Source organism: Paraburkholderia sp. BR10882 (assembly GCF_040948855.1).
Lineage (GTDB): Bacteria > Pseudomonadota > Gammaproteobacteria > Burkholderiales > Burkholderiaceae > Paraburkholderia > Paraburkholderia nodosa_A.
Window position 1 is genome coordinate 671,024 of sequence record NZ_JBFPKP010000001.1, and the last position, 20,986, is coordinate 692,009.

14 protein-coding genes and 1 pseudogene are annotated in these 20,986 nt (G+C 64.8%); 13 read left to right on the top strand and 2 right to left on the bottom strand.

What is annotated here, in order from left to right:
* The first annotated feature begins 152 nt into the window (after positions 1-152).
* From AB3X99_RS03120 to AB3X99_RS03155, 8 genes and pseudogenes are all read left to right on the top strand, one after another.
* Positions 153-1,607 carry an APC family permease gene (locus AB3X99_RS03120; RefSeq protein WP_368616086.1) on the top strand — a complete coding sequence of 485 codons (1,455 nt, stop codon included), beginning with the start codon at positions 153-155 and terminating at the stop codon, positions 1,605-1,607.
* 139 nt (positions 1,608-1,746) lie between these two features.
* Positions 1,747-2,958 (top strand): porin, encoded by a 1,212-nt coding sequence (locus AB3X99_RS03125; RefSeq protein ID WP_368616087.1) that lies wholly within the window; start codon positions 1,747-1,749, stop codon positions 2,956-2,958.
* Positions 2,959-3,078: 120 nt separating this feature from the next.
* Positions 3,079-3,822 (top strand): (Fe-S)-binding protein, encoded by a 744-nt coding sequence (locus AB3X99_RS03130; protein ID WP_069262487.1) that lies wholly within the window; start codon positions 3,079-3,081, stop codon positions 3,820-3,822.
* Positions 3,819-5,213 carry a lactate utilization protein B gene (locus AB3X99_RS03135; protein ID WP_368616088.1) on the top strand — a complete coding sequence of 465 codons (1,395 nt, stop codon included), beginning with the start codon at positions 3,819-3,821 and terminating at the stop codon, positions 5,211-5,213. The genes AB3X99_RS03130 and AB3X99_RS03135 overlap by 4 nt, the downstream gene beginning before the upstream one ends.
* The gene (locus tag AB3X99_RS03140; RefSeq protein ID WP_069262485.1) at positions 5,200-5,787 is read left to right on the top strand and encodes an LUD domain-containing protein; all 588 of its coding nucleotides are present in this window, start codon (positions 5,200-5,202) and stop codon (positions 5,785-5,787) included. The genes AB3X99_RS03135 and AB3X99_RS03140 overlap by 14 nt, the downstream gene beginning before the upstream one ends.
* Before the next feature lie 12 nt (positions 5,788-5,799).
* Positions 5,800-8,040: a cation:proton antiporter gene (locus AB3X99_RS03145; protein WP_368616089.1), complete on the top strand. Its 2,241-nt coding sequence runs from the start codon at positions 5,800-5,802 to the stop codon at positions 8,038-8,040.
* Positions 8,037-8,843, top strand: a complete 807-nt coding sequence (locus tag AB3X99_RS03150; protein WP_368616090.1) for a hypothetical protein — start codon at positions 8,037-8,039, stop codon at positions 8,841-8,843. The genes AB3X99_RS03145 and AB3X99_RS03150 overlap by 4 nt, the downstream gene beginning before the upstream one ends.
* Positions 8,844-8,907: 64 nt before the next feature.
* Positions 8,908-9,141: pseudogene (locus AB3X99_RS03155) on the top strand (hypothetical protein); the annotation flags it as partial.
* A gap of 295 nt (positions 9,142-9,436) precedes the next feature.
* On the opposite strand, the gene AB3X99_RS03160 reads toward AB3X99_RS03155, so the two are convergent.
* Positions 9,437-10,798 (bottom strand): NYN domain-containing protein, encoded by a 1,362-nt coding sequence (locus AB3X99_RS03160; protein ID WP_368616091.1) that lies wholly within the window; start codon positions 10,796-10,798, stop codon positions 9,437-9,439.
* Positions 10,799-11,071: 273 nt separating this feature from the next.
* Between AB3X99_RS03160 and AB3X99_RS03165 the strand changes: the two genes are divergently transcribed.
* Together AB3X99_RS03165 and AB3X99_RS03170 are read left to right on the top strand one after the other, a co-directional pair.
* A complete protein-coding gene (locus AB3X99_RS03165) occupies positions 11,072-12,949 on the top strand; it encodes an alkaline phosphatase family protein (RefSeq protein WP_368616092.1) in 1,878 nt (625 codons plus the stop codon).
* 76 nt (positions 12,950-13,025) lie between these two features.
* On the top strand, positions 13,026-14,267 hold the full coding sequence (locus AB3X99_RS03170; protein WP_368616093.1) for a cytochrome-c peroxidase: 1,242 nt from the start codon (positions 13,026-13,028) through the stop codon (positions 14,265-14,267).
* A 68-nt stretch (positions 14,268-14,335) separates the two neighbouring features.
* Here the strand turns inward: AB3X99_RS03170 and AB3X99_RS03175 are convergent, their stop codons facing one another.
* The gene (locus AB3X99_RS03175) at positions 14,336-15,220 is read right to left on the bottom strand and encodes an IclR family transcriptional regulator (RefSeq protein ID WP_368616094.1); all 885 of its coding nucleotides are present in this window, start codon (positions 15,218-15,220) and stop codon (positions 14,336-14,338) included.
* A 163-nt stretch (positions 15,221-15,383) separates the two neighbouring features.
* Between AB3X99_RS03175 and AB3X99_RS03180 the strand changes: the two genes are divergently transcribed.
* The 3 genes from AB3X99_RS03180 to AB3X99_RS03190 all read left to right on the top strand — a co-directional run bounded on the left by AB3X99_RS03180 (position 15,384) and on the right by AB3X99_RS03190 (position 20,945).
* Positions 15,384-17,723 (top strand): cytochrome P450/oxidoreductase, encoded by a 2,340-nt coding sequence (locus AB3X99_RS03180; RefSeq protein WP_368616095.1) that lies wholly within the window; start codon positions 15,384-15,386, stop codon positions 17,721-17,723.
* Positions 17,724-17,769: 46 nt separating this feature from the next.
* On the top strand, positions 17,770-19,143 hold the full coding sequence (locus tag AB3X99_RS03185; RefSeq protein ID WP_368616096.1) for an MFS transporter: 1,374 nt from the start codon (positions 17,770-17,772) through the stop codon (positions 19,141-19,143).
* Positions 19,144-19,406: 263 nt separating this feature from the next.
* Entirely contained in the window at positions 19,407-20,945 is a 1,539-nt protein-coding gene (locus tag AB3X99_RS03190; RefSeq protein WP_368616097.1) for a class I adenylate-forming enzyme family protein, read from the top strand.
* Positions 20,946-20,986 lie beyond the last annotated feature (41 nt).

The following is a 20,986-nucleotide window of genomic DNA, read 5'->3' on the forward strand; positions in this document are numbered from 1 at the left end:
TAATTGGCGCGTTGCGCCAAGTCGGCGAGTTTATTAGCTGCCTACCATGCGCTCAATCCGAATCGGGAAATTCGATTCGTCGAGCGCCGGAGGCACGCGGTTCTTCATCGTGTCGTATGGCGAACCCAGAACAGACACCCGCAGAGGCAACGATGAACGAACCGTATTCTTCTCCCGCTCACCTCGTTGGAGACAACGCGGCAGTGGACTCACAGCGCAGCCTGCTCGGGCTTTGGCAGATCGTCTTTCTCGTCATTTCCGCGGCGGCGCCGCTCACCGGCATGCTGGGCGCGGTGCCACCTGCCATCAGCCTTGGCAATGGCGCGGGAATTCCCGGCGCATTCGTGATCGCGGGCGTCGTGCTGCTCGTGTTCAGCGTGGGCTTCGCTTCAATGAGCCGCCACATCGTGCGTGCCGGCGCGTTCTACGCGTACATCACGGCGGGTTTCGGCCGACCTGTTGGCATGGCCGGCGCACTCGTCGCGCTGCTCTCGTACACGAGCATCCAGATCGCGTTGTACGGCCTGTTCGGTTTCTTCTGCACGGTGGTGCTCGGGCCACTGCTGCATAGTTCGCTGCCGTGGTACGCGTATTCATTCGCGTGCCTCGTCGTCGTGCAGTTCACCGGCATTCGCGGCATCGACCTGAACAGCCGCCTGCTCGGCGTGCTCATGTGTCTCGAACTCGGCATCCTGCTGCTGCTGAGCCTCGCGATCGTGATTCATCATGGTGGACCGGATGGCCTGACGCTCGCGCCGTTTTCGCCGCGCCACGTTTTCAGCGGCCACCTCGGCATCGCGGTGATGTTCGCGCTCGCGTCGTTCATCGGTTTCGAGGCCACGGCGATCTACGGCAAGGAGTGCCGCGACCCGAAGGTGACGGTGCCGCGCGCCACCTATGTTTCCGTCACGCTGATTCTCGTGTTTTTTGCGTTCGTCACGTGGGCCATCGTTTGCGCCTATGGCATCAGCAACGTCACGGACGTCGCGACGAAACAGCCGGGCGACTTCTGGTTCATCCAGTCGACGAAGTACCTGGGCGGCGCGATGACCACGACGATGAGCTTCCTGCTGCTTTCCAGCATCTTCGCGAGCCTGCTGTCGTTCCACAACACGATCGTGCGTTACATCCACGCGCTTGCGGGTGAGGGGATTCTTCCCGCGGTGCTCGATCGCCTGCATCCGAAGTATGGATCGCCGTATCTCGCGAGCTATCTGCAGACACTTTCGGTCGCTGTGCCGGTGGGCCTTTTCGTTCTCGCGGGCAGCGATCCGTTCAACATCGTGTTCAGCTGGGGCTCGGCGCTCGGCACCATCGGCATCGTCATGCTGCAGGCGGTCACGAGCTTTTCGGTGGCGGCGTTTTTCCGCGCCACGAAGAAGGACACGCGACTGTGGCACGCGTTCCTCGCGCCGGTGCTGGGCGGCTGCGGTCTGTTCTCCATCGGCATCGTGCTGATCGGCAATCTCGACGCGCTCGCCGGTTCCGATAGCCCGGTCGTACGTGCGTTCCCATGGGTCGTGCTCGCGGTGGCGCTGATCGGCGTGCTGATTGCTTTCGTGCTCAAGCGTTCGCGGCCGGACATCTACGCGCGCTTCGGCGAATAACGACTTGCCCGGGACGCGTCTCGCGTCAAGCCCTCGATTCCCGCAGTTCCTGACTAGTGCGGCGCGCTCCCGGCGCCGCGCTTCGGCCGCGCACGCGCATGCAGCGCAGCGGCCCATCTCTCTTCGACAAGACAACGACATGGCAAATCTCGTCAAGCGCACAGCGCTGGCGCTGGCTTCGTGCGCCCTCGCGACGAGCGCACTCGCGCAATCTTCAGTCACGCTTTACGGCACGGTGGACGCGGGCCTCATCTATTCGACCAACCAGCAGACCACGCACGCAGACGGCAGCACGAGCGGCCACGCCAACTGGCAACTGGGCGGCGGCAACCTCGTGCCGTCGCGCTGGGGTCTCACGGGCAGCGAGGACATTGGCGGCGGCACGAGCGTCAATTTCACGCTCGAAAACAGCTTCTTCTCGCAGAACGGCGCACTCCTGCAGGGCGGCACGCTCTTCAACCGCAACGCCTGGGTGGGCGTGGCGAATAGCCACTACGGCACGCTCACGCTGGGTCGCCAGTACGATCCGTTTTCCGACGATCTGGGCGCCTATGTGTCGAGCAATAACTGGGCAACGCTCTATGGCTCGCACTTCGGCGACGTGGACAATCTCAACGAAGCGTTCAACTTCAATAACTCGATCAAATACGTGAGCCCGAGTTTCGGCGGCTTCACGATAGGCGGTCTGTTCAGTTTCGGCGGCGTGGCGGGGAATTTCTCGCAGAACCGCGGTTGGTCGGTGGCGGCGAATTACGCCAACGGGCCGCTTTCGCTTTCTGCCGGCTACCTCGAGTTGCGCAATCCGCTGCAGGCGGCGTTGGGCGGGGAGAGCGGCTATATCGGCGACTTCAGTTGCAGCAATCCGAATGCGTCGTACTGCGAACTACAGAATGCGCAGCGCGTGAGCATTTTCGGCGCGGGCGGCTCGTACGCGTTCGACAAGGTTAGCGTGGCGCTCAGCTATACCCATACGCTTCTTTCGCAGAGCCAGTATTTCGCGGATGCGGCACGGCCGCAGGGCGCGGACATCTCGTTCGATATCGCCGAGCTGAATACGTCGTGGCAATACTCGCCCGCGCTGCAGTTCGGCTTCGCTTATATCTTCAACGACGATCACCCGGACGGCGGCTCATCCACACGGCTTCACCAGATCAATCTGGGCGCGGTCTACAGCCTCTCCAAGCGCACGGCAGTTTATGCGGTGGCGATCGGCCAGAAGTCGTCGGGGGCGGGTCTCGGGATCGATGCCGCGAGCGGGGCGACGCAGAATCTGGCGCAGATTCCGAACCTCGTGAATTCGAACTCCGACAAGCAGCTTGCCGTGATCGCGGGCATTCGCCACAACTTCTGAGTGAAAAGCCGCGGCGCAGCATGATGCACCGCGGCAACGCGCAGCGCATACACGCTTCGCGCGACGCCCGCGCCGTTCGGCAGTAGAATGTTCGGGTCCGCTTTTCGTGTGAGCCCGCGCATGAAAGTTGCCTTGTTCGTCCCTTGCTTCATCGACGCGTTCTACCCCGAGGTGGCAATCGCCACACTGGAACTGCTGGAGCGTTTCGGCTGCGAGGTGGACTATCCGCTCGAACAAACCTGCTGCGGCCAGCCCATGGCCAACAGCGGCGCGCAGGCCGAGGCAGCCGGCGCGGAGCGGGTATTTGCGCGCGCGTTCGCGGGCTACGACTATATCGTCGGCCCGTCGGCGAGCTGCGTGAATCACGTGCGCGACCACTTCACCGCGATCGAGCAGACCGAGACCGTACGTAAGGTGCGCGAGAGCACCTATGAACTCGTCGAGTTTCTGCACGACGTGCTGGGCGCGCGCGAATTCCCCTGGGCCGAATTTCCCTGGCGCGTGGGTTTGCACAATAGCTGCAGCGCGCTGCGCCATTTGAAGGAAGCTTCGGTTTCGGAAATCGCGGGTCCGACGTTTTCGAAACCCCTCGCGCTGCTCGAACACGTGAAGGGCATCGAATTCGTGAAGCCGGCGCGCCCCGACGAATGCTGCGGCTTCGGCGGCACGTTCGCCGTGACCGAAGAGGCGGTGTCGGTGCGCATGGGCCAGGACAAGGTGGTCGATCACGTGAGCGCGGGCGCGCAATACATCGTTTCCGCCGACATGTCCTGCCTCATGCACCAGCAGGGCTGCGCCGAGCGCATGAGCGCGGACATCCGCTTCATCCACATTGCCCAGGTGCTCAACGGAGCGCGCGAATGAAGCGAGTCGAACACGCGAAGCTCGCCGGCACGTTTCTCTCGCGGCCGGAGCACGTCGCCTTCCACGACAAGCGTCTATGGGACTTGCGCTCGAAGCGCGACGCCCAGGCGCATGCCATTCCCGAGTGGGAAATGCTGCGCACGCTCGCCTCGCAAATCAAGGCGCATACGCTCTCGCATCTCGCCGACTACCTCGACCACTTCACGCGCACGGCGCAAGCCAATGGCGTGCAGGTCCATTTCGCGGATTCGGCCGAGGAACACAACGAAATCGTTTATCGCATCCTGAGCGAGCGCGGCATGACGGCGCTCGTGAAGAGCAAGTCGATGCTCACCGACGAGTGCGAGATGCGTCCGTATCTGGAGTCGCGCGGCATTTCGGTGATGGAGACCGACCTTGGCGAGCGCATCCAGCAGCTCGACAAGCAGCCGCCCAGCCATATCGTCGTGCCCGCCGTGCACAAGCTGCGCGACGACGTGGCCGAAGTGTTCGGCCGCACCATCGGCACGGACCCGCACAACAACGACATTCACTATCTGGCGGAAAGCCAGCGCATGAATACGCGGCCGTGGTTCGTGCGCGAGAAAACGGCGGGCATGACCGGCTGCAATTTCGCGGTGGCGGAAACGGGCACGGTGGTGGTATGCACCAACGAGGGCAACGCGGACCTTTCCGCCAACGTGCCGCCGCTGCACATCGTCTCGATGGGCATCGAGAAGCTGATTCCGCGCCTTTCCGATCTCGGCGTATTCGTGCGCATGCTCTCGCGCAGCGCCCTCGGTTCGCCAATCACGCAATACACCTCGCATTTCCGCGCGCCGCGGCCCGGTGCGCAAATGCATTTCGTGCTCGTCGACAACGGCCGGGCCGAGCGGCTCGCCATGCCCGAGTTCTGGTATTCGCTCAAGTGCATTCGGTGCGGCGCATGCATGAATACCTGTCCCGTGTACCGGCGCAGCGGCGGGCTTTCGTACGGCAGCACCTATGCGGGGCCGATCGGCGCGATCATCAATCCGACCTTCGACCTCAAACGCTTCAGCGCATTGCCGTTCGCCTCGACGCTCAACGGCAGCTGCACGAACGTGTGCCCGGTGAAGATCAATATTCACGAGCAGATCTACCAGTGGCGGCAGGTCATCGCGGCACAGCACGAGGTGCCCTTCGTGAAGCAGGAAGTGCTGAAGATGGCTGGCCGCTTGCTCGGCAGTCCGACGCTTTATCGCGGCACGGTGAAATCGCTCGAGGGCGCGTTGCGGCGCTTGCCCAACTTCATGCTCTACAACCCGCTCAATATCTGGGGCAAGCAGCGCGATCTGCCGCACGTGCCGCACACGACGTTCCATGCGTGGTACCGGAAAAACCGCAAGGGAGGCGGCGATGGCGGATCGTGAGGCGTTTCTCGCGCGCGTGCGCGCCGCGCAACCCGCGCACGAACCGTTGCCCGAGGTGCCGTTGTTCGAAGCGCCCGCCGGCGATCTGCGCGAGCGCTTTGGCGCCGCGCTCAAACTGATGGGCGGCAGCGACACGCAGATGCAAAGCGGGGCCGAGGTGCGCGCCATGATCCTGCGCCGCTTTGGCAGCGAGGCGCGTATCGCGTCGGCCACGCCGGAGGTCCAGGGCACGCGCGAGATCAGCGCCGTCACGAAGCCGGCCTCGCTCGAAGACGTCGACGTGGGCGTGGTGCGCGCACGCTTCGGCGTGGCGGAAACGGGATCGCTATGGCTGAGCGAGTGCGAGTACGTGGTGAACGCGCTCGGCTATATCGTGCAGCATCTCGTGGTGCTGCTCGATCCCGCACAGCTGGTGGCGGGGCTGCAGGACGCGTACCGGCGCGACGATTTTCGCAGCGCGCGCTACGCGGCGCTCGTCACAGGGCCGTCCGCGACGGCCGATATCGAAGGTGTGTTGATCCAGGGGGCACAAGGGGTGAGGTCGTTGACGGTGGTGTGGCTGCCGGCGCCGTGACGGTTGCACGCCATGGTCATCCACGTCCTTCTCCTGAGCGGCTTTCTGCTGGCGAGCATCGCGCTCGTGCAGGCGGTGAGCCTGCGCTGGTCGATTTCCGAATCGGTGCTGCTCGCCGGGTGGGGTTTCACGCTGGGCGGCATCTACCTCGTGAGCGGCGAGGCCTGGCCCACGCTCGCCGCGAACTTCGTGATGCCCGCGCTTGCGCCTCGGCTGCCGCCCGAAGCTTACCTTTGGATCTTCCTGCCGCCGCTGCTATTCCAGGCCGCGCTCAGCGTGAACGTGCGCGAGATGCTCGGCGACGCGGCGCCGATTCTGCTGCTTGCCGTGGTGGCCGTGTTCGTGGCGACCGGCATGGTGGGCGGCGCGGTCCGGCTCACGGGCCTCGGTCCGCTTGCCGACGGCCTCCTGCTCGGTGCGATGATCGCGACGACCGACCCTTCCGCGGTGCTCGCCGTGTTCCGCGAAGTGGGCGCACCCGAGCGGCTCGTGCGCCTCGTGGAAGGCGAGAGCCTGCTCAACGATGCGGCCGCCATTGCCATCGCCGGCGTGCTGATCGCCGCGATCACAGGAGACGCGGCCAATGTCTCGGCAACGGCCGCGCTGCGTGCGCTCGGCATCGCGCTCGGCGGCGGGCTGCTGGTCGGGGCGCTGGCCGGGCGCGCATTCGCGTGGCTCCTGCCGGCGCTGGGCGGCGAGGGCAAAGCCGAGATCTCGCTCAGTTTCGCGCTGCCGTATCCGCTCTATCTCCTCGCCGACCAGATGTTGCACGTCTCGGGCGTGGTGGCCGTGGTCGCGGCCGGGCTCGTCATCAGCGGGCTGGGGAGCACGCGCCTGTCGCCTGTGAACTGGAAGCATCTGCAACTGATCTGGGAACAGATCGCGGCCATGGCGGGCGCAGCGATTTTTCTGCTCGCGGCCATGCAGATTCCGGCCACGCTGCGTGACGCGCAATGGATCGATCTCGTCGCGCTCGCCGTCGTGGTGGTGGCGGCGTTCGCGGCGCGCGTCGTCGTGGTGTTCGGCATGCTGCCGCTACTGAGCCGCCTGCGGCTCACCGAGCCCGTGAGCGGGGCCTACAAGCTCGTGATTGCATGGGGTGGACTGCGCGGCGCGGTGACGCTCGTGCTCGCGCTGGGCCTCGCGCAGGACACGGCGCTGCCCGATTCCACGCGCCGCTTCGTCGCGATCCTCGCGACGGGCTTCGTGCTCGTGAGCCTCATCGTGAACGGCACGTCGCTCAAGCTGCTGATCCGGCGGCTGCGCCTCGATCTGCTGTCGCCCCAGGAGCAGGCGCTGCAGCAAAAGGCGGTGCAGCTTTCGTCGATCGGCGTATCCGAGCGCGTGCATATGGCGGCACGCACCTTTCACATTCCCGATGCGATCGCCGACCAGGCCTGCCATACGTTCCGGCGCAGCGTGGACATCAGCGCGACGGCATTCGATTTCGAGGCGGCGCTCTCGGACCGCGAGCGTCTCGTCATCGGCCTCGTGACGCTCGCGGCGAAGGAGCGCGACCTCATTCCGCAGTATGGCAGCGGCATCATTACGATCCGCAATCTCGACGCCATGATGCGCAACACCGATGCCATGATCGAAGAGGCGCGCGTGGGCGGGCGGCTCGGTTATCAGCGCGCGGCCGCAAAAATACTGGCCGACACGATCGAGATGCGCGTCGCGCGCCTGCTTTATCGCTGGCTGCGCGTGCGGCAGCCGTACGGCGACGCGCTCGCCGATCGTTTCGAACTCCTGATGTGTCGCCGCGTGGTGCTGCATCAGCTGATCGTCTTCAACGACCGCAGCCTCACGCCGCTGCTGGGCGAGCGTCTCGCGGCGCTGCTCAAGACGATCCTCAAGGCGCGCATCGCGACCGCCGAGCATGGGCTCGCGGACGTGCGCCGTTGCTTCGGCCAGGCTTCGGACGTGCTCGAGCGGCGCATGCTGCTGCTGTACGCGCTGCGTGAAGGGCGCGAACGCGTACAGGCCATGTACGAGGACCGCTCGATCTCGAAGGAGATCTACGATTCGATCCGGCGCGAGCTGGACGCCGCGTGGAAGCTCGCCGTGCCGCGGGCGCATCCGGACCTCGTGCCGGGCGAGACGCACGCGAAGGAGATTCATACGCGCATCGACGCATTGAGCGTTGGCGGCGCCGATGCGCATGCGCAGCCCCCAGCACCCATAGCGCCGCACACCGACACCGTCGCGCCGATGGAAAACGCCGCAGCCGGGGAGCGCAGGCCGTCGCCATGACCGAAATCCAGTCGGCGCTGCTCGTGTTCGCGCTGCTGCTCGGCGGTACGGGCCTCGGCGTGCTGCTGCGGCCGTTATTGCCCGAGGAGCATCGCAAGCATGAAACCGTGCAGCTCGTGCAACTCGTGATCGGTATGCTGGTGACGTTTGCGGCGCTCGTGCTGAGCCTGCTCACCGCGTCCGCGAAATCGAGCTTCGATACGGCGACCAACGACATGCGCGCCTACGCCGCCGACCTGATTCAGCTCGATCAACGCCTGCGCGAATACGGTCCCGACGCGGCCGCGGCGCGCACCTTGCTGCGCGCGTATACGGCAAGCGCCATCGCCTCGACCTGGGCGCAGGAAAAGCCGCCGCCGGGAAACTACTATCCACACGATCCGGGCGTCGGCAATGACGAACTCGAAAGCCGGCCGCTCGGCGCGCTGCTCAACTCAGTCGGGCACGAAATCGAAATGCTCGCGCCACGCGACGCCTATCACCAGGCACTCGTGAGCCCGCTCTCGCAGATGTTCGACCGCGTGACCGATACGCGGTGGCGTCTGATCGAAGAGGCGCATGGCACGATTTCGCGGCCGTTCTTCACGATGCTCGCGCTCTGGCTGATTTTGATCTTCCTGAGCTTCGGGCTCGTCGCGCCGCATAACGCGCTGGCGATCGTGCTGATCTTCCTTGGTGCGGTGTCGATTTCGTCGGCCGTCTACGTGATCGCCGACCTCGATACGCCGTTCACGGGACAACTCGTGGTGCCGAGCGATTCGATGCGCGATGCGCTCGCGCACATGAACGCGTCGGCCACGTAGCGACGCGAGCGAGTCATTGCGCTAGACTCGCGCGACGTGACGCGTACAGGAAAGGAGGTTTGCAATGTTGCGCAAGACGCTCAATGCTTCGCGGCTGCAGGAGGAAGTGCATCGGCGCATCCACAAGCTGCAGGAGGTGGTCGAAGACGGCGTGAAGATCGGCGTGCCGCGCCCGCAGTTGCAGGAGCCCGACCGCAGCGGCTGCAACTGGACGATGCAGCACTTTCACAACGCGGCTGGCTTCGAAGCGAGCGTGGCGCGCGTGCTGGAGCAGGTGCAGGCCGAGTACAACCTCGCGCAGGCAAAGGATGAAGCCGTGGAGGACGATGTCGGCCAGCAGGCCGGCACGTGCGATCCGTTCGGGGGAGCGAAGCGCGCCGGCGCTGAGAACCCATTTGGTGGATCGAAACCCGCGCAGGCCGCAAACCCGTTTGGAGTGGCGGGGCCGTCGGGCAAGCAGGATCCTTTCGGCGATACTGCGCCCGCGAGTGAAGATGCGCCGCCTGCGAAGGGCAAACGCCCCGCGAATCCGTTCGGCGATTGACGGATGCGCTGCGCGCCGCCCACTTCGAGCGGCGCGCGTCACGCCATTGTCAGCTTTCTTCCGCTGCGGCCTTGCTGCGCGCGCGACGCGCGCGCGACGGCGCCTTCCTGGCAGCGGGCTCAGCCGGCGCTGCTGCCGGGCTCGCCGGTTCGTCAACGGAACTGGCCGGTGTTTCTGCCGCTTTCTTCGCTGTCTTCTTGCGCGCGGGGCTCTTGCGAGCTGCCGTCTTGCGCGCTCGCGCGGGGGCGGGCGCGGTGGGTTCGACATCGGCGGCCGGTTCGGGCGCCGCATGCGCCTCGTAGGCCTCTTGCGGCGAATGGGTCCTCTCGTTCGCGTCGAACGGCTCGACGGAGAAGGGCGGCGCGGCTTCGTACCGATGCGCTGCTTGCGCGAGCGCCTCGACCGGCTCGAACGGAATTTCGCCTTGCGCCTCGACCGGTTGCTCGACTGCGGTTTCGCGCACGTCCGCCGCGCCGCCTCCGCGGCCATTGCGACGGCCCTTGCGCCTGCCGCGCGGCTCCTCGGCACGCGGCGCCGTGCTTTCCGGCGCTGACACGCTGGCGGCGGCAGCCGCGAGCGGGGGCGGGTTCAGCCGCGACACCCAGGTCCCCGACTTGTCGTCGCGGCCCACTTCGAGCAGCCCGCGCGACTGCGCCTCTTCGAGCAGATTGCCGAATGCGCGAAAGCCGTAGCGCGTTTCGTTGAAGTCGGGCCGCCGGCGCTTGATGGCGCTCTTGAGCACCGAAGCCCAGATCTTGCCGCTTTCGCCACGCTCGAGCACGAGCGCGTCGAGCGTTTCGATCGCGAAGGCCACGGCCTTCAACTTGCGCTCGTCGCCGTCCTGCTTCGGCTGTCGTTCGTCGCCGCCCTGGCGTTTCGCACCGCCGCCGTCCTTGTTCTTGCCCCTGCCGTGCGTGTGCTGTTCGCGCTCGAGTTCGCGCACCAGGTCGTCGTAGAAGATGAATTCGTCGCAATTGGCGACGAGCAGGTCGGAGGTGGAGTGCTTCACACCCACGCCGATCACCTTCTTGGCGTTCTCGCGCAGCTTCGAGACGAGCGGCGAAAAGTCGGAGTCGCCGCTCACGATCACGAACGTGTCCACGTGCGACTTCGTATAGCAGAGATCGAGCGCGTCCACGACGAGGCGGATATCGGCCGAATTCTTGCCCGACTGGCGCACGTGGGGAATTTCGATCAGCTCGAAGCTCGCCTCGTGCATCGCGGCCTTGAAGCCCTTGTAGCGCTCCCAGTCGCAATAGGCCTTCTTCACGACGATGCTGCCCTTGAGCAAGAGCCGTTCCAGCACGGGCTTGATATCGAAGCGGTCGATCTTCGCGTCGCGCACGCCGAGCGCGACGTTCTCGAAGTCGCAGAACACCGCCATGCTGATGTTTTCCTGGGGGGAAGCCATGTGATTGATTCGTTCCATCTACGGTGTGAATTCACATGATAGCCGGTTGCACCGCGGCGGGCCGGGAATCGCGATAGCGGCGCCTCACCCCGTGCGGCATGTGGTTGTGTGCGCAAGCATGATTCCTTTGAACGATTTTCGAACGTGGAGCCGTAAAACGCAGTCATTTTATGTTTACCCAACAACTCCTTAACAAGCGTGTAACACAACTTTCATAAGCTTTCCGCGAGTCAAAATCCGTCGGCTGTGTCCGACTTATAACGAGGGACGGTTGTGAAGAAAATACAGTCGCGCAGGGGTGCGCTCGCGATGCTGGCGAGCATCGGCGTATTGGCGGGGTTATCTGGTTGCGGAAACAACGGCTCAGATGGCGGACCGAAGGTCACCGGTCAGGTGCTCGGCAGCTATATCCAGAATGCGGCAGTCTGCCTGGATGTGAACAACAATGGCAAGTGCGACCAGGGCGAGCCGGTCGCGCGCTCGGATGCCCAGGGCAAGTTCTCGATCTCCGATACGAGCAATGGGTCGTGGAAGTACATCGTGGCCGACCTGAGCGGCGCCACGGAGAACGACGCATCGGGCAAGAACATGGGCACGGCGTTCAACGGGACGGCTACGTTCCGTTCGCCGCGTGACGTCAGTTCCGTCAGCGCGATCACGACGCAGCTTTCGCAACTGATCGACAGCGGCCTGTCGCAGTCGGATGCTCAAACGCAACTGGCGAACAAGATCGGCACGACGCCGGACGCCCTGCTGGGCGACTTCAATACCAACGGCAACAACGTGGTGAAGGCCGCGAGCGATCAGTACATTGCAACCGTCGTTTCGAGCAAGGCGATCAAGCACGTCTGGGTTATCGTGCTCGAAAACAAGAGTGCGGAATCGACGTACGGCACGACGGCCTCGGATTCGAACCAGGACCCGTACCTGAAATCGCTGATGCCGCAGGGCACGTTCCTTTCGAACTACTACGGCACCGGCCACGTTTCGCTGGACAATTACATATCGATGGTGTCGGGTCAGCCGTCGACGCACGACACCGAAACGGACTGCTTCCAGCTATGGTCCGATATCGTGGATGCCGGCAACGACTCGGCGAACCCCAAGGTTCTCAAGGCAGGTACGGACGCAAACGGCCACGCGAGCGGCGGCTGTGTGTTCCCGGCTCGCGTGCAGCATATTGGCAACCAGATGGAACAGGCCAAGCTCACGTGGCGCAGCTACAACGAGGACATGGGCAACGACCTGAACCGTGACGGCACGAGAACCTGTTCGTTCCCGCGCCGTACCGCGCAGCTTGCGGGCTCGGACCCGGCGAAGGCTGTGGACGGCACGCAGGCCGCGCAGGCGCCTTCTGCTTCGGGTGACGTGGCGGGCGATGAGTACGCAACGCGTCACAATCCGTTCCCGTATTTCCATTCGACCATCGATGATCTGGCCCACTGCGACGCGCACGTGGTCAACCTGCAAGACAACCTGGCAACGGATCTTCAGTCGATTGCCACTACGCCGAACTTCTCCTTCATCACGCCGAACCTGTGTAACGACGGCCATGATGGTGACGGTACGGGCACGGCGGGCAAGGGCTGCAAAAACGGTCAGCCTGGCGGTTTGGCTTCGATCGATGCGTTCCTGAAGAACACGATCCCGTTGATTCAGGCTTCGCCCGCCTACAAGCAGGACGGCCTGATCATCATCACGACGGACGAAGGCGTCGTGACCGGACTGACGCCGACAACGTCGCTCAGCGCAGATGGCACGACGCTTTCCCTGCTGGAGCCGGAAATGGGCAACCAGTGCCCGGGCTGCAACCAGCAAACGGGTCCGAACGTGACGCGTCCGGAACAGGTCACGATGTCCACGCTGCCGGTGGCTCAAGCAGCCCTGCTCGGTATCAACCCGGCGACGCTGCCTGCATCCGTGCGCAGCGTGTCGATTGCGTTGAACTACCTCGGAGTCGGTGGCGATCAGATCGGTACGCTTCTGCTGTCGCCGTTCATCAAGGGCGGTCACGTGGATGGTACGGGCTACAACCACTACGCGCTGCTGCGTTCGCTCGAAGACAACTTCGGCATCGGCTCGTATCTCGGCTACGCAGATGATGCATCGCTCAAGCCGATCTTCACATCGGCCAACATCGATAACCGCTAATCCGTAGCGGTCTCACAAGAACTTTGTTGTCCTGGCCCGGTTCTCGGCTCGAACCGGGCTCTTTTCCTGATCCGTCATGCGCCAATTTCCTCTAAGGACTGTTCTCACAACGGCCCTTTGCATTTGCCTGCTTTGCGCATGCGACCAACATGCACCGGACGCTCAGGCAGCCACGGTCAAAGCACCTGCGCCTGATCTGGCAGCCATCGGCAAGGCAGCGTTCTTCGATCCGTCGCTGTCGGCTTCCGGCAAGCAGTCATGCGCCTCCTGTCACAGCCCTGAGAATGCCTATGGGCCGCCGAACGGTCTGGCAGTCCAGTTGGGTGGTCCAAACCTCGATCGAGCCGGACTGCGCTCGGCGCCGTCGCTGCGCTATCTGCGTGCTGTGCCTTACTGGACGTTCACGCAGGCAAATAGCCTGAAAGAGCGTCTCGAAGACGGCGATAATCAGCCCAGCGGCGGATACACCTGGGATGGACGCTACAACTCCCCCGCGGATCAGGCTGCATTTCCCCTGCTCAATCCGGATGAAATGGCAAACAGCAGCGCGGAGGACGTAGCGCAGAAGCTGAGCAAAAGCGCCTACGCACAGCAGTTCCGCGAAGCATTCGGTCAGGACATTTTCTCGCGGCCGACGCAGGCGCTGGCGGACCTCGGAAAGGTATTGCAGGCATTCCAGTTCAACGATCCGTCGTTCGCGCCGTACTCCAGCAAATTCGACCGGGTGCTCGACGGCAAGGATCATTTCACGCCACAGGAAGCGCACGGATTGGCGCTGTTCAGCGACCCGGACAAGGGCAACTGTGCAAGCTGTCACCTGATCAACAAAGGCGCTCACGGCGCGCATCCGGCATTGACGGATTACAACTTTCAGACGCTGGGTGTGCCACGCAACATGGAAATTCCGGCCAACCGCGATCCGAATTTCTTCGACATGGGGCTATGTGGGCCGCTGCGTCAAGACGAGGCGAAGCAGCAGAAGTGGTTCTGCGGGATGTTCCGCACGCCCACGCTTCGCAACGTCGCCACGCGACGCGTCTTCTTTCACAATGGCATGTACCATACGCTGGAAGATTCGTTACGCTTCTATGTCGAGCGCGACACGAACCCGGAGAAGTGGTATTCGAAAGACGCGCACGGCCACGTCATGAAGTTTGACGACCTGCCGAAGAATCTGCGCAGTAATGTGGATACCAGGACGGAGCCGCTGACGAATCACCTGGGCGGCAAACCGGTCTGGTCAGACTCGGATATCCGCGACGTGATGGCGTTCCTGGATACCCTCACCGACGCGGACGCAAAGACGGTGGCTCGCTAACGTCGTTCAGAAAAAAAGGAAAAACCCGGTCAGTTTTGAACCGGGTTTTTTTATGCGCTGACGAAGCGTTAAGCGCTGCTCGCCACGTAGCCGAGGAGGGCGCTCACGGCGTCCGCTTCGCGGCGTACGGCGCGACCGTTCGGGCCCTCGGCCGTGGCGTCGAAGCCGCCCGTGGCGCCCAGCGCCGTGAGCACGCCGCAGAGCTTGCCGGTGTGATCGAAGAGCGGCGCCGAAACGGCGCTGATGCCCTTGAGATTCGTGTCGCGCACGCTCGCGCAGCGCGCTTGCTGCACGTCGCGCCGCAGCGTGCCGATCGGATCGCTCGCACTCAGTTGCGCGCGCAACGAAGCATCGGCGTGGGCGAGTTCTTCTTCAGCTTGCGCGAGCACGCGCGTGTCGTCGAGCAGGCCGAGAAACACGCGGCCCGTGGACGACCATAGCAGCGACATCACCGAGCCCACCCGCACGTTGACGGTCACGGGCAGCCCCGGTTCCTCGAAACGGATGATCGTGGGCCCCTTGTTGCCCATCACCGCGACGAACGACGTCACTTCGAGCGTCTCGCGCAGGCGCACGAGCGCGGGCTCCGCAATGCGCACCGGATCGGCCTGACGCATGGCGGCCACGCCGATCATCATCGCCTCGACGCCGAGCCGATACTGCTGGGTGGCGGTGTCCTGCGCGACCAGGCCTTCCTCGATCAGGCTCACGAGATAGCGATGCACCTTTGCGGGACTCTCGCCCACGCAAGCGGCGAGACCCGAGAGGCTCGCGCGGCCGCCCAGGCGCGCGAGACCCTTGAGCACGGCCATGCCGGTTTGCGCGGATTGCACGCGCTGACGGCGCTCTCGCGGCGCGGCTACGGCCTTCGTCTCTTGCGCGACTTTGGGCGACGTCGAAGCGTCGGCCACTTTGGCCGTGATGCGACGGGGAGTGGTTTTCCTGCTTTCCATACTGGACGGGACGCTGGGATATCGGTTGGGTTCACGCGGATTTTAGGGCGCGTAGGGGCGGCATAGTGCCTGCTGAGCTTGCACGTTAACCCCTATCTCGTAATTACGCAATGCGTACTAGAGTTACGCAAAACGTAATGCACGCAGGATGCAGGAGAGGCATATGAGCGAGACACCTTCCCCATCGACGGGCCGCTGCCCGTTTCCCCACGCCGCGAACCGGACGTCGGCCGCCACGTCGCGCTGCCCGGTCAGTGCCAATGCCGCGGCATTCGACCCCTTCAGCGACGGCTACCAGCAGGACCCGCCCGAGTACGTGCGCTGGGCGCGCGAGCAGGAACCCGTGTTCTATAGCCCGCAGCTTGGCTACTGGGTGGTCACGCGCTACGACGACATCAAGGCGATCTTTCGCGACAACCTCACGTTCTCGCCCTCCATTGCGCTCGAAAAGATCACGCCCACCGGTCCCGAGGCGAACGCGGTGCTGGACTCGTACGGCTACGCCATGAACCGAACGCTCGTGAACGAGGACGAGCCTGCCCACATGCCGCGCCGCCGCGCGCTGATGGAGCCGTTCACGCCCGAACATCTCAAGCACCACGAACCGATGGTGCGGCGCCTCACGCGCGAGTACGTGGACCGTTTCATCGACGCAGGGCGTGCCGACCTCGTGGACCAGATGCTCTGGGAAGTGCCACTCACCGTGGCGTTGCATTTTCTGGGCGTGCCCGAGGAGGACATGGACTTGCTGCGCAAGTATTCGATTGCGCATACGGTCAATACGTGGGGGCGGCCGCGCCCCGAAGAGCAGGTCGAAGTGGCGCACGCGGTGGGCAACTTCTGGCGGTTCGCGGGCAAGGTGCTCGACAAGATGCGCCAGAACCCGGACGGCCCGGGCTGGATGCAATATGGCATCCGCAAGCAGAAGACGCACCCCGAAGTCGTCACGGACTCCTATCTGCATTCGATGATGATGGCCGGCATCGTGGCCGCGCACGAGACCACGGCCAACGCCACGGCGAACGCGATGAAGCTGCTGCTGCAGCACCCGCATGCGTGGCGCGAGATCTGCGAGGACCCGAGCCTCATTCCGAACGCGGTGGAGGAGTGCTTGCGCCACAACGGCTCGGTAGCGGCCTGGCGGCGCCTCGCAACAAAAGACGTGCAAATCGGCGGCATCGACATTCCGGCGGGTTCGAAGCTGCTCATCGTGACGTCCTCGGCGAATCATGACGAGCGCCATTTCGCCGATGCCGACCTGTTCGATATTCGCCGCGACAACGCGAGCGACCACGTCACGTTCGGCTATGGCTCGCACCAGTGCATGGGCAAGAACCTCGCGCGTATGGAGATGCAGATCTTCCTCGAAGAATTCACGCGCCGCTTGCCGCACATGCGTCTGGCCGAGCAGACGTTCACGTATGTGCCCAACACGTCGTTCCGGGGTCCTGAGCATGTCTTCGTGGAATGGGACCCCGCGCAAAACCCGGAGCGCGCGAATCCGGCGCTGCTCGGCGCGCACGTGGCGGTGCGCATTGGCGAGCCGTCGGCGCACGCGCTTTCGCGGCCTGTGGTGGTCGAGCGTGTGGACGCCGTGGCAGAAGGCATCGTCCGTGTGCGCCTCGTCGCGCCGGAGGGCGGCGCGCTGCCGCGCTGGGCGGCGGGTGCGCATATCGACGTGGAGTGCGGCGACACCGGCATCTCGCGCCAGTACTCGCTGTGCTCGGACCCCGCCGACACGGGCGCGTTCGAGATCGCCGTGCTACGCGAAATGCAAAGCCGCGCCGGTTCGGCCTGGGTGCACGACACGTTGCACGCAGGCATGCGCCTGAAGATACGCGGCCCGCGCAACCACTTCCGGCTCGACGAAGAGGGGCGGCGCGCGATCTTCATTGCGGGCGGCATCGGCATCACGCCGGTAAGCGCCATGGCGCGCCGCGCGCGCGAACTGGGCATCGACTACGAATTGCACTATAGCGGGCGCTCGCGCAGGACGATGGCGCTCGTCGACGAACTCGCGCAGCTGCACGACGAGCGCCTGCATCTGCACGTTTCGGACGAAGGCTCGCGCAACGATTTTGCCGCGCTGTACGTCGACGAGCATACGCGCGTCTACGCGTGCGGCCCGGCGCGCATGCTTGAAGCACTCGAAGCGTGCAGCGAGGTGTGGCCCGAGGATGCACTGCGCGTGGAGCATTTCGCGGCGACCGGCGGCAAGCTCGACCCCTCGCGGGAGCAGGCGTTCGAAGTCGAGCTGAAAGACTCAGGGCTCGTACTCAACGTGGGCGCCGACCAGACCGTGCTCGACGCGCTGCGCCGCGCGAACATCGACGTGCAAAGCGATTGCGAAGAAGGCTTGTGCGGCTCGTGCGAGGTGCGCGTGCTGGCGGGCGAGATCGACCATCGCGACGTAGTGCTCACGCGCGCCGAACGCGACACGCAAACCCGCATGATGACCTGTTGCTCGCGAGCGAAAAGCGGGCGATTGGTACTCGAACTTTAATCGCCGTAGAGCGATCGGGACGACAAAACAATATTGGAGACATTGCATGAACAAGGCGGTGGAGGTTACCGGCATCATCGACGAAAGCCGGTTCGGGCCGTATCAGCTCCTCGTGGTCACGCTGTGCGCATTGTGCCTCGTGATGGACGGCTTCGATGTGCAGGCCATGGGCTACGTGGCGCCGGTCGTGATCCGCGAGTGGGGCATCGCGAAGGAGACGCTCTCGCCGGTGTTCGGTGCGGGCCTCTTTGGCATGCTGGTGGGCTCGCTCACGTTCAGCACGCTCGCCGACAAGATCGGCCGCCGCCCGGTGTTGATCGGCGCGACGCTGTTCTTTTCCGCGTGCATGGTCGCAACGGGCTTCGCGCATTCGATCGCGCAACTGGTGGCCTGGCGCTTCGTTGCGGGGCTGGGGCTTGGCTGCATCATGCCGAACGCGATGGCGCTCGCGGGCGAGTACAGCCCGCGCCGCATGCGCGTCACGCTCATGATGATCGTCTCGTGCGGCTTCACGCTGGGCGGCGTGGTGGGTGGCCTGATCACCGCGGCGCTGATTCCCGCGTTCGGGTGGCGTGCCGTGTTCTTCGTAGGCGGCGCGATTCCGCTCGTGCTCGGCGTGCTGATGTGGCTCGCGTTGCCCGAGTCGATCCAGTTCCTCCTGTTTCGCGGCCGTGGTGAGCGCACGCAGGCGCGCGTGCGCCGCAATCTGTCGCGCGTGGCGCCTGCGCTCGCGTTGCCGGCCGGCGTGCAGTTCACGAGCGTGGAAACGCGCTCGCGCGGCGTGCCGTTCGTCGAGCTGTTCAAGGAAGGGCGCGCGCGGGTGACCGTGCTGCTGTGGGTCGTGAACTTCTCGAACCTGCTCGCCATGTATTTCCTCTCGAACTGGCTGCCGACCGTGATCCGCGACGCCGGCTATTCGACCCGGACCGCCGTGTTCGCCGGCACGGCATTGTGGGGCGGCGGTGTGATCGGCACGCTGCTGCTCGGGCGCATCATCGACCTTGCGGGCTTCACGCGCGTGCTCGCCACGACGTTCCTGATCGCCATCGTCTCGACGGCCGCCATCGGCAATCCCGCCGTGATGGTCTCCGTGGCCGCGATGTTCGCGGCGATCTTCGTCACGGGCTTTACGATCATCGGCGGCCAGCCCGCGCTCAACGCGCTCGCCGCGACCTACTATCCGACCGCGCTGCGCTCGACCGGCATCGGCTGGAGCCTCGGCGTGGGGCGTATCGGCTCGGTCGTCGGCCCGGTGCTGGGCGGCGCGCTCCTGCACCTGCAGTGGTCGTCGTCGGCGCTCTTTCTCGCGGCGGCCGTGCCGGCCTGTGTGTCGCTCGCGGGCATCGTGGCGATTCATCGGGCGAATAGCGCTTCCAGGGGCACGATGGGAGGCGAGCGTGCGGCGGCGCAGATGGAGTGACTGGCGGCAGCGCCTGCGCAGGGCCGCACCGGCGCCTCGCACGCGTCACCCACGAGGGCTGAGCGCCCGCCGAGCACGCTCCCGGTCGAGAAGATAATCGCCTCGAAGCCCGGGCCATCGGGGTGAATTCCGACTTCTCGGCAGACGAATGCCGGCTTTATCGAAAACGAATTGTTGGCAGGCCGCGCCTGAACCACACTGATACCTGTCGCGATGCGGCGTGCCACGGCGCGCCGTACGCAGTCAAAGAGCAACGACGGGAGGTGACAGTGGTGAGGCGAGCGGCGCGCAAGATCAGCGATATCGCGCGGCATTGGGCGCAGGCGTCGCCCGAAGCCGTGGCGATACGCGAAGAAGCAAAGGTGACGAGCTTCGGGCAGCTCTGGAGCGACGTGGGGCAGGCGCAGCGGTTTTTGCGCGAGCAGGGCGTGGACGTGGGTGACCGCGTGCTCGTCGTGGCCGAAAACTGCGCGGCCGTGGTGACGCTGCTGTTCGCGCTATCCGAAATCGGCGCGTGGCCGGCCGTGGTCAATGCGCGGCTCTCGGAACGAGAGATCGAGACGATTCGCGCCCATTGCGGGCCGCGTCTCATGCTGTTTACGCATGGTGCTTCGCCCGACGCGCTGCGTCATGGCGTGCGCTATCGCGCGCGAGAGATCGCGCCCGCCGGGCTCGGTCCGCTGATGATGGCCGCGCCCGACCTCGACGCCGCGCGCGAGGCCGAAGCGCTCGCGCACGAGGTCGCGGTGCTCATCTACACGTCGGGCACGACGGGCCAGCCCAAGGGCGTGATGGCCACGCATCGCGGCCTGCTGCATTTCGCGCATGTCTCGGCGACATCGCGCGACATGACACAGGCGGACTGCGCGTACGCGGTCATGCCGATGTCGCATATTTTCGGACTCGCCACGCTGCTGCTCGCCACCTTCGAGGCGGGCGCGAGCCTGCATCTGGCCGCGCGCTTTTCGGCCGAGGAGGTCGTGAAAGCGCTCGCCGCCTCCGAAATCTCCATCCTGCAGGGGGTGCCGACGCTCTTCACGCGCATCGTCGCCTATGTGCGCGAGCACGGCGGCACGGTACATGCGCCCCGTTTGCGATACCTGTACACGGGCGGAGGTCCGCTCGATCCCACGCTCAAGCAGCAGGTCGAAGCGCTCTTCGGCATGCCGCTGCATCACGGCTACGGCATGACCGAGTACGCGGGCTCGCTATTCATCACACGCATGGACCGTCCGCGCAAGGACGTGTCTTCGGGCGAGATCGTCGAGGGTGCCGAGTTGCGCGTGGTCGGGCCCGACGGTCACGATGTGCCGCGCGGCGAAGCGGGCGAGTTGTGGGTGCGCGGTCCCGGCGCCATGCACGGTTACTACCGCGAGCCGGGCCTGACCGCCGAAGTGCTCGATGCGGAAGGCTGGCTCAAGACCGGCGACCTCGGCCGGCTGGACGCGGACGGCGCGCTCTTCATCGTGGGCCGCTCGAAAGATCTCATCATCCGTTCGGGCTTCAACGTGTATCCCATCGAAGTCGAGTCGGTCATCAACACCTACGCAGCGGTGCGCCAGAGCGCCGTGGTGGGGCGGCGCGACGCCGAAGGTAACGAGGAAGTCGTGGCGTTCGTGGAAGCGAAGGACGGCGCGACGATCGACACGGCCGATCTCGCCCATTATCTGAGCGAGCGGCTCTCGGCCTATAAGCGCCCCTCGGAAATCGTGACCATCGACATGATTCCGACCACGGCCAGCGGCAAGCTGCAAAAGCAGCCACTGCGCGAAATGGCCAAACGTGCCGTGCGCGCTCACTGAGCATTCCTGATTTGTCATCCTCACGGGCGGCGTCGTGCCGC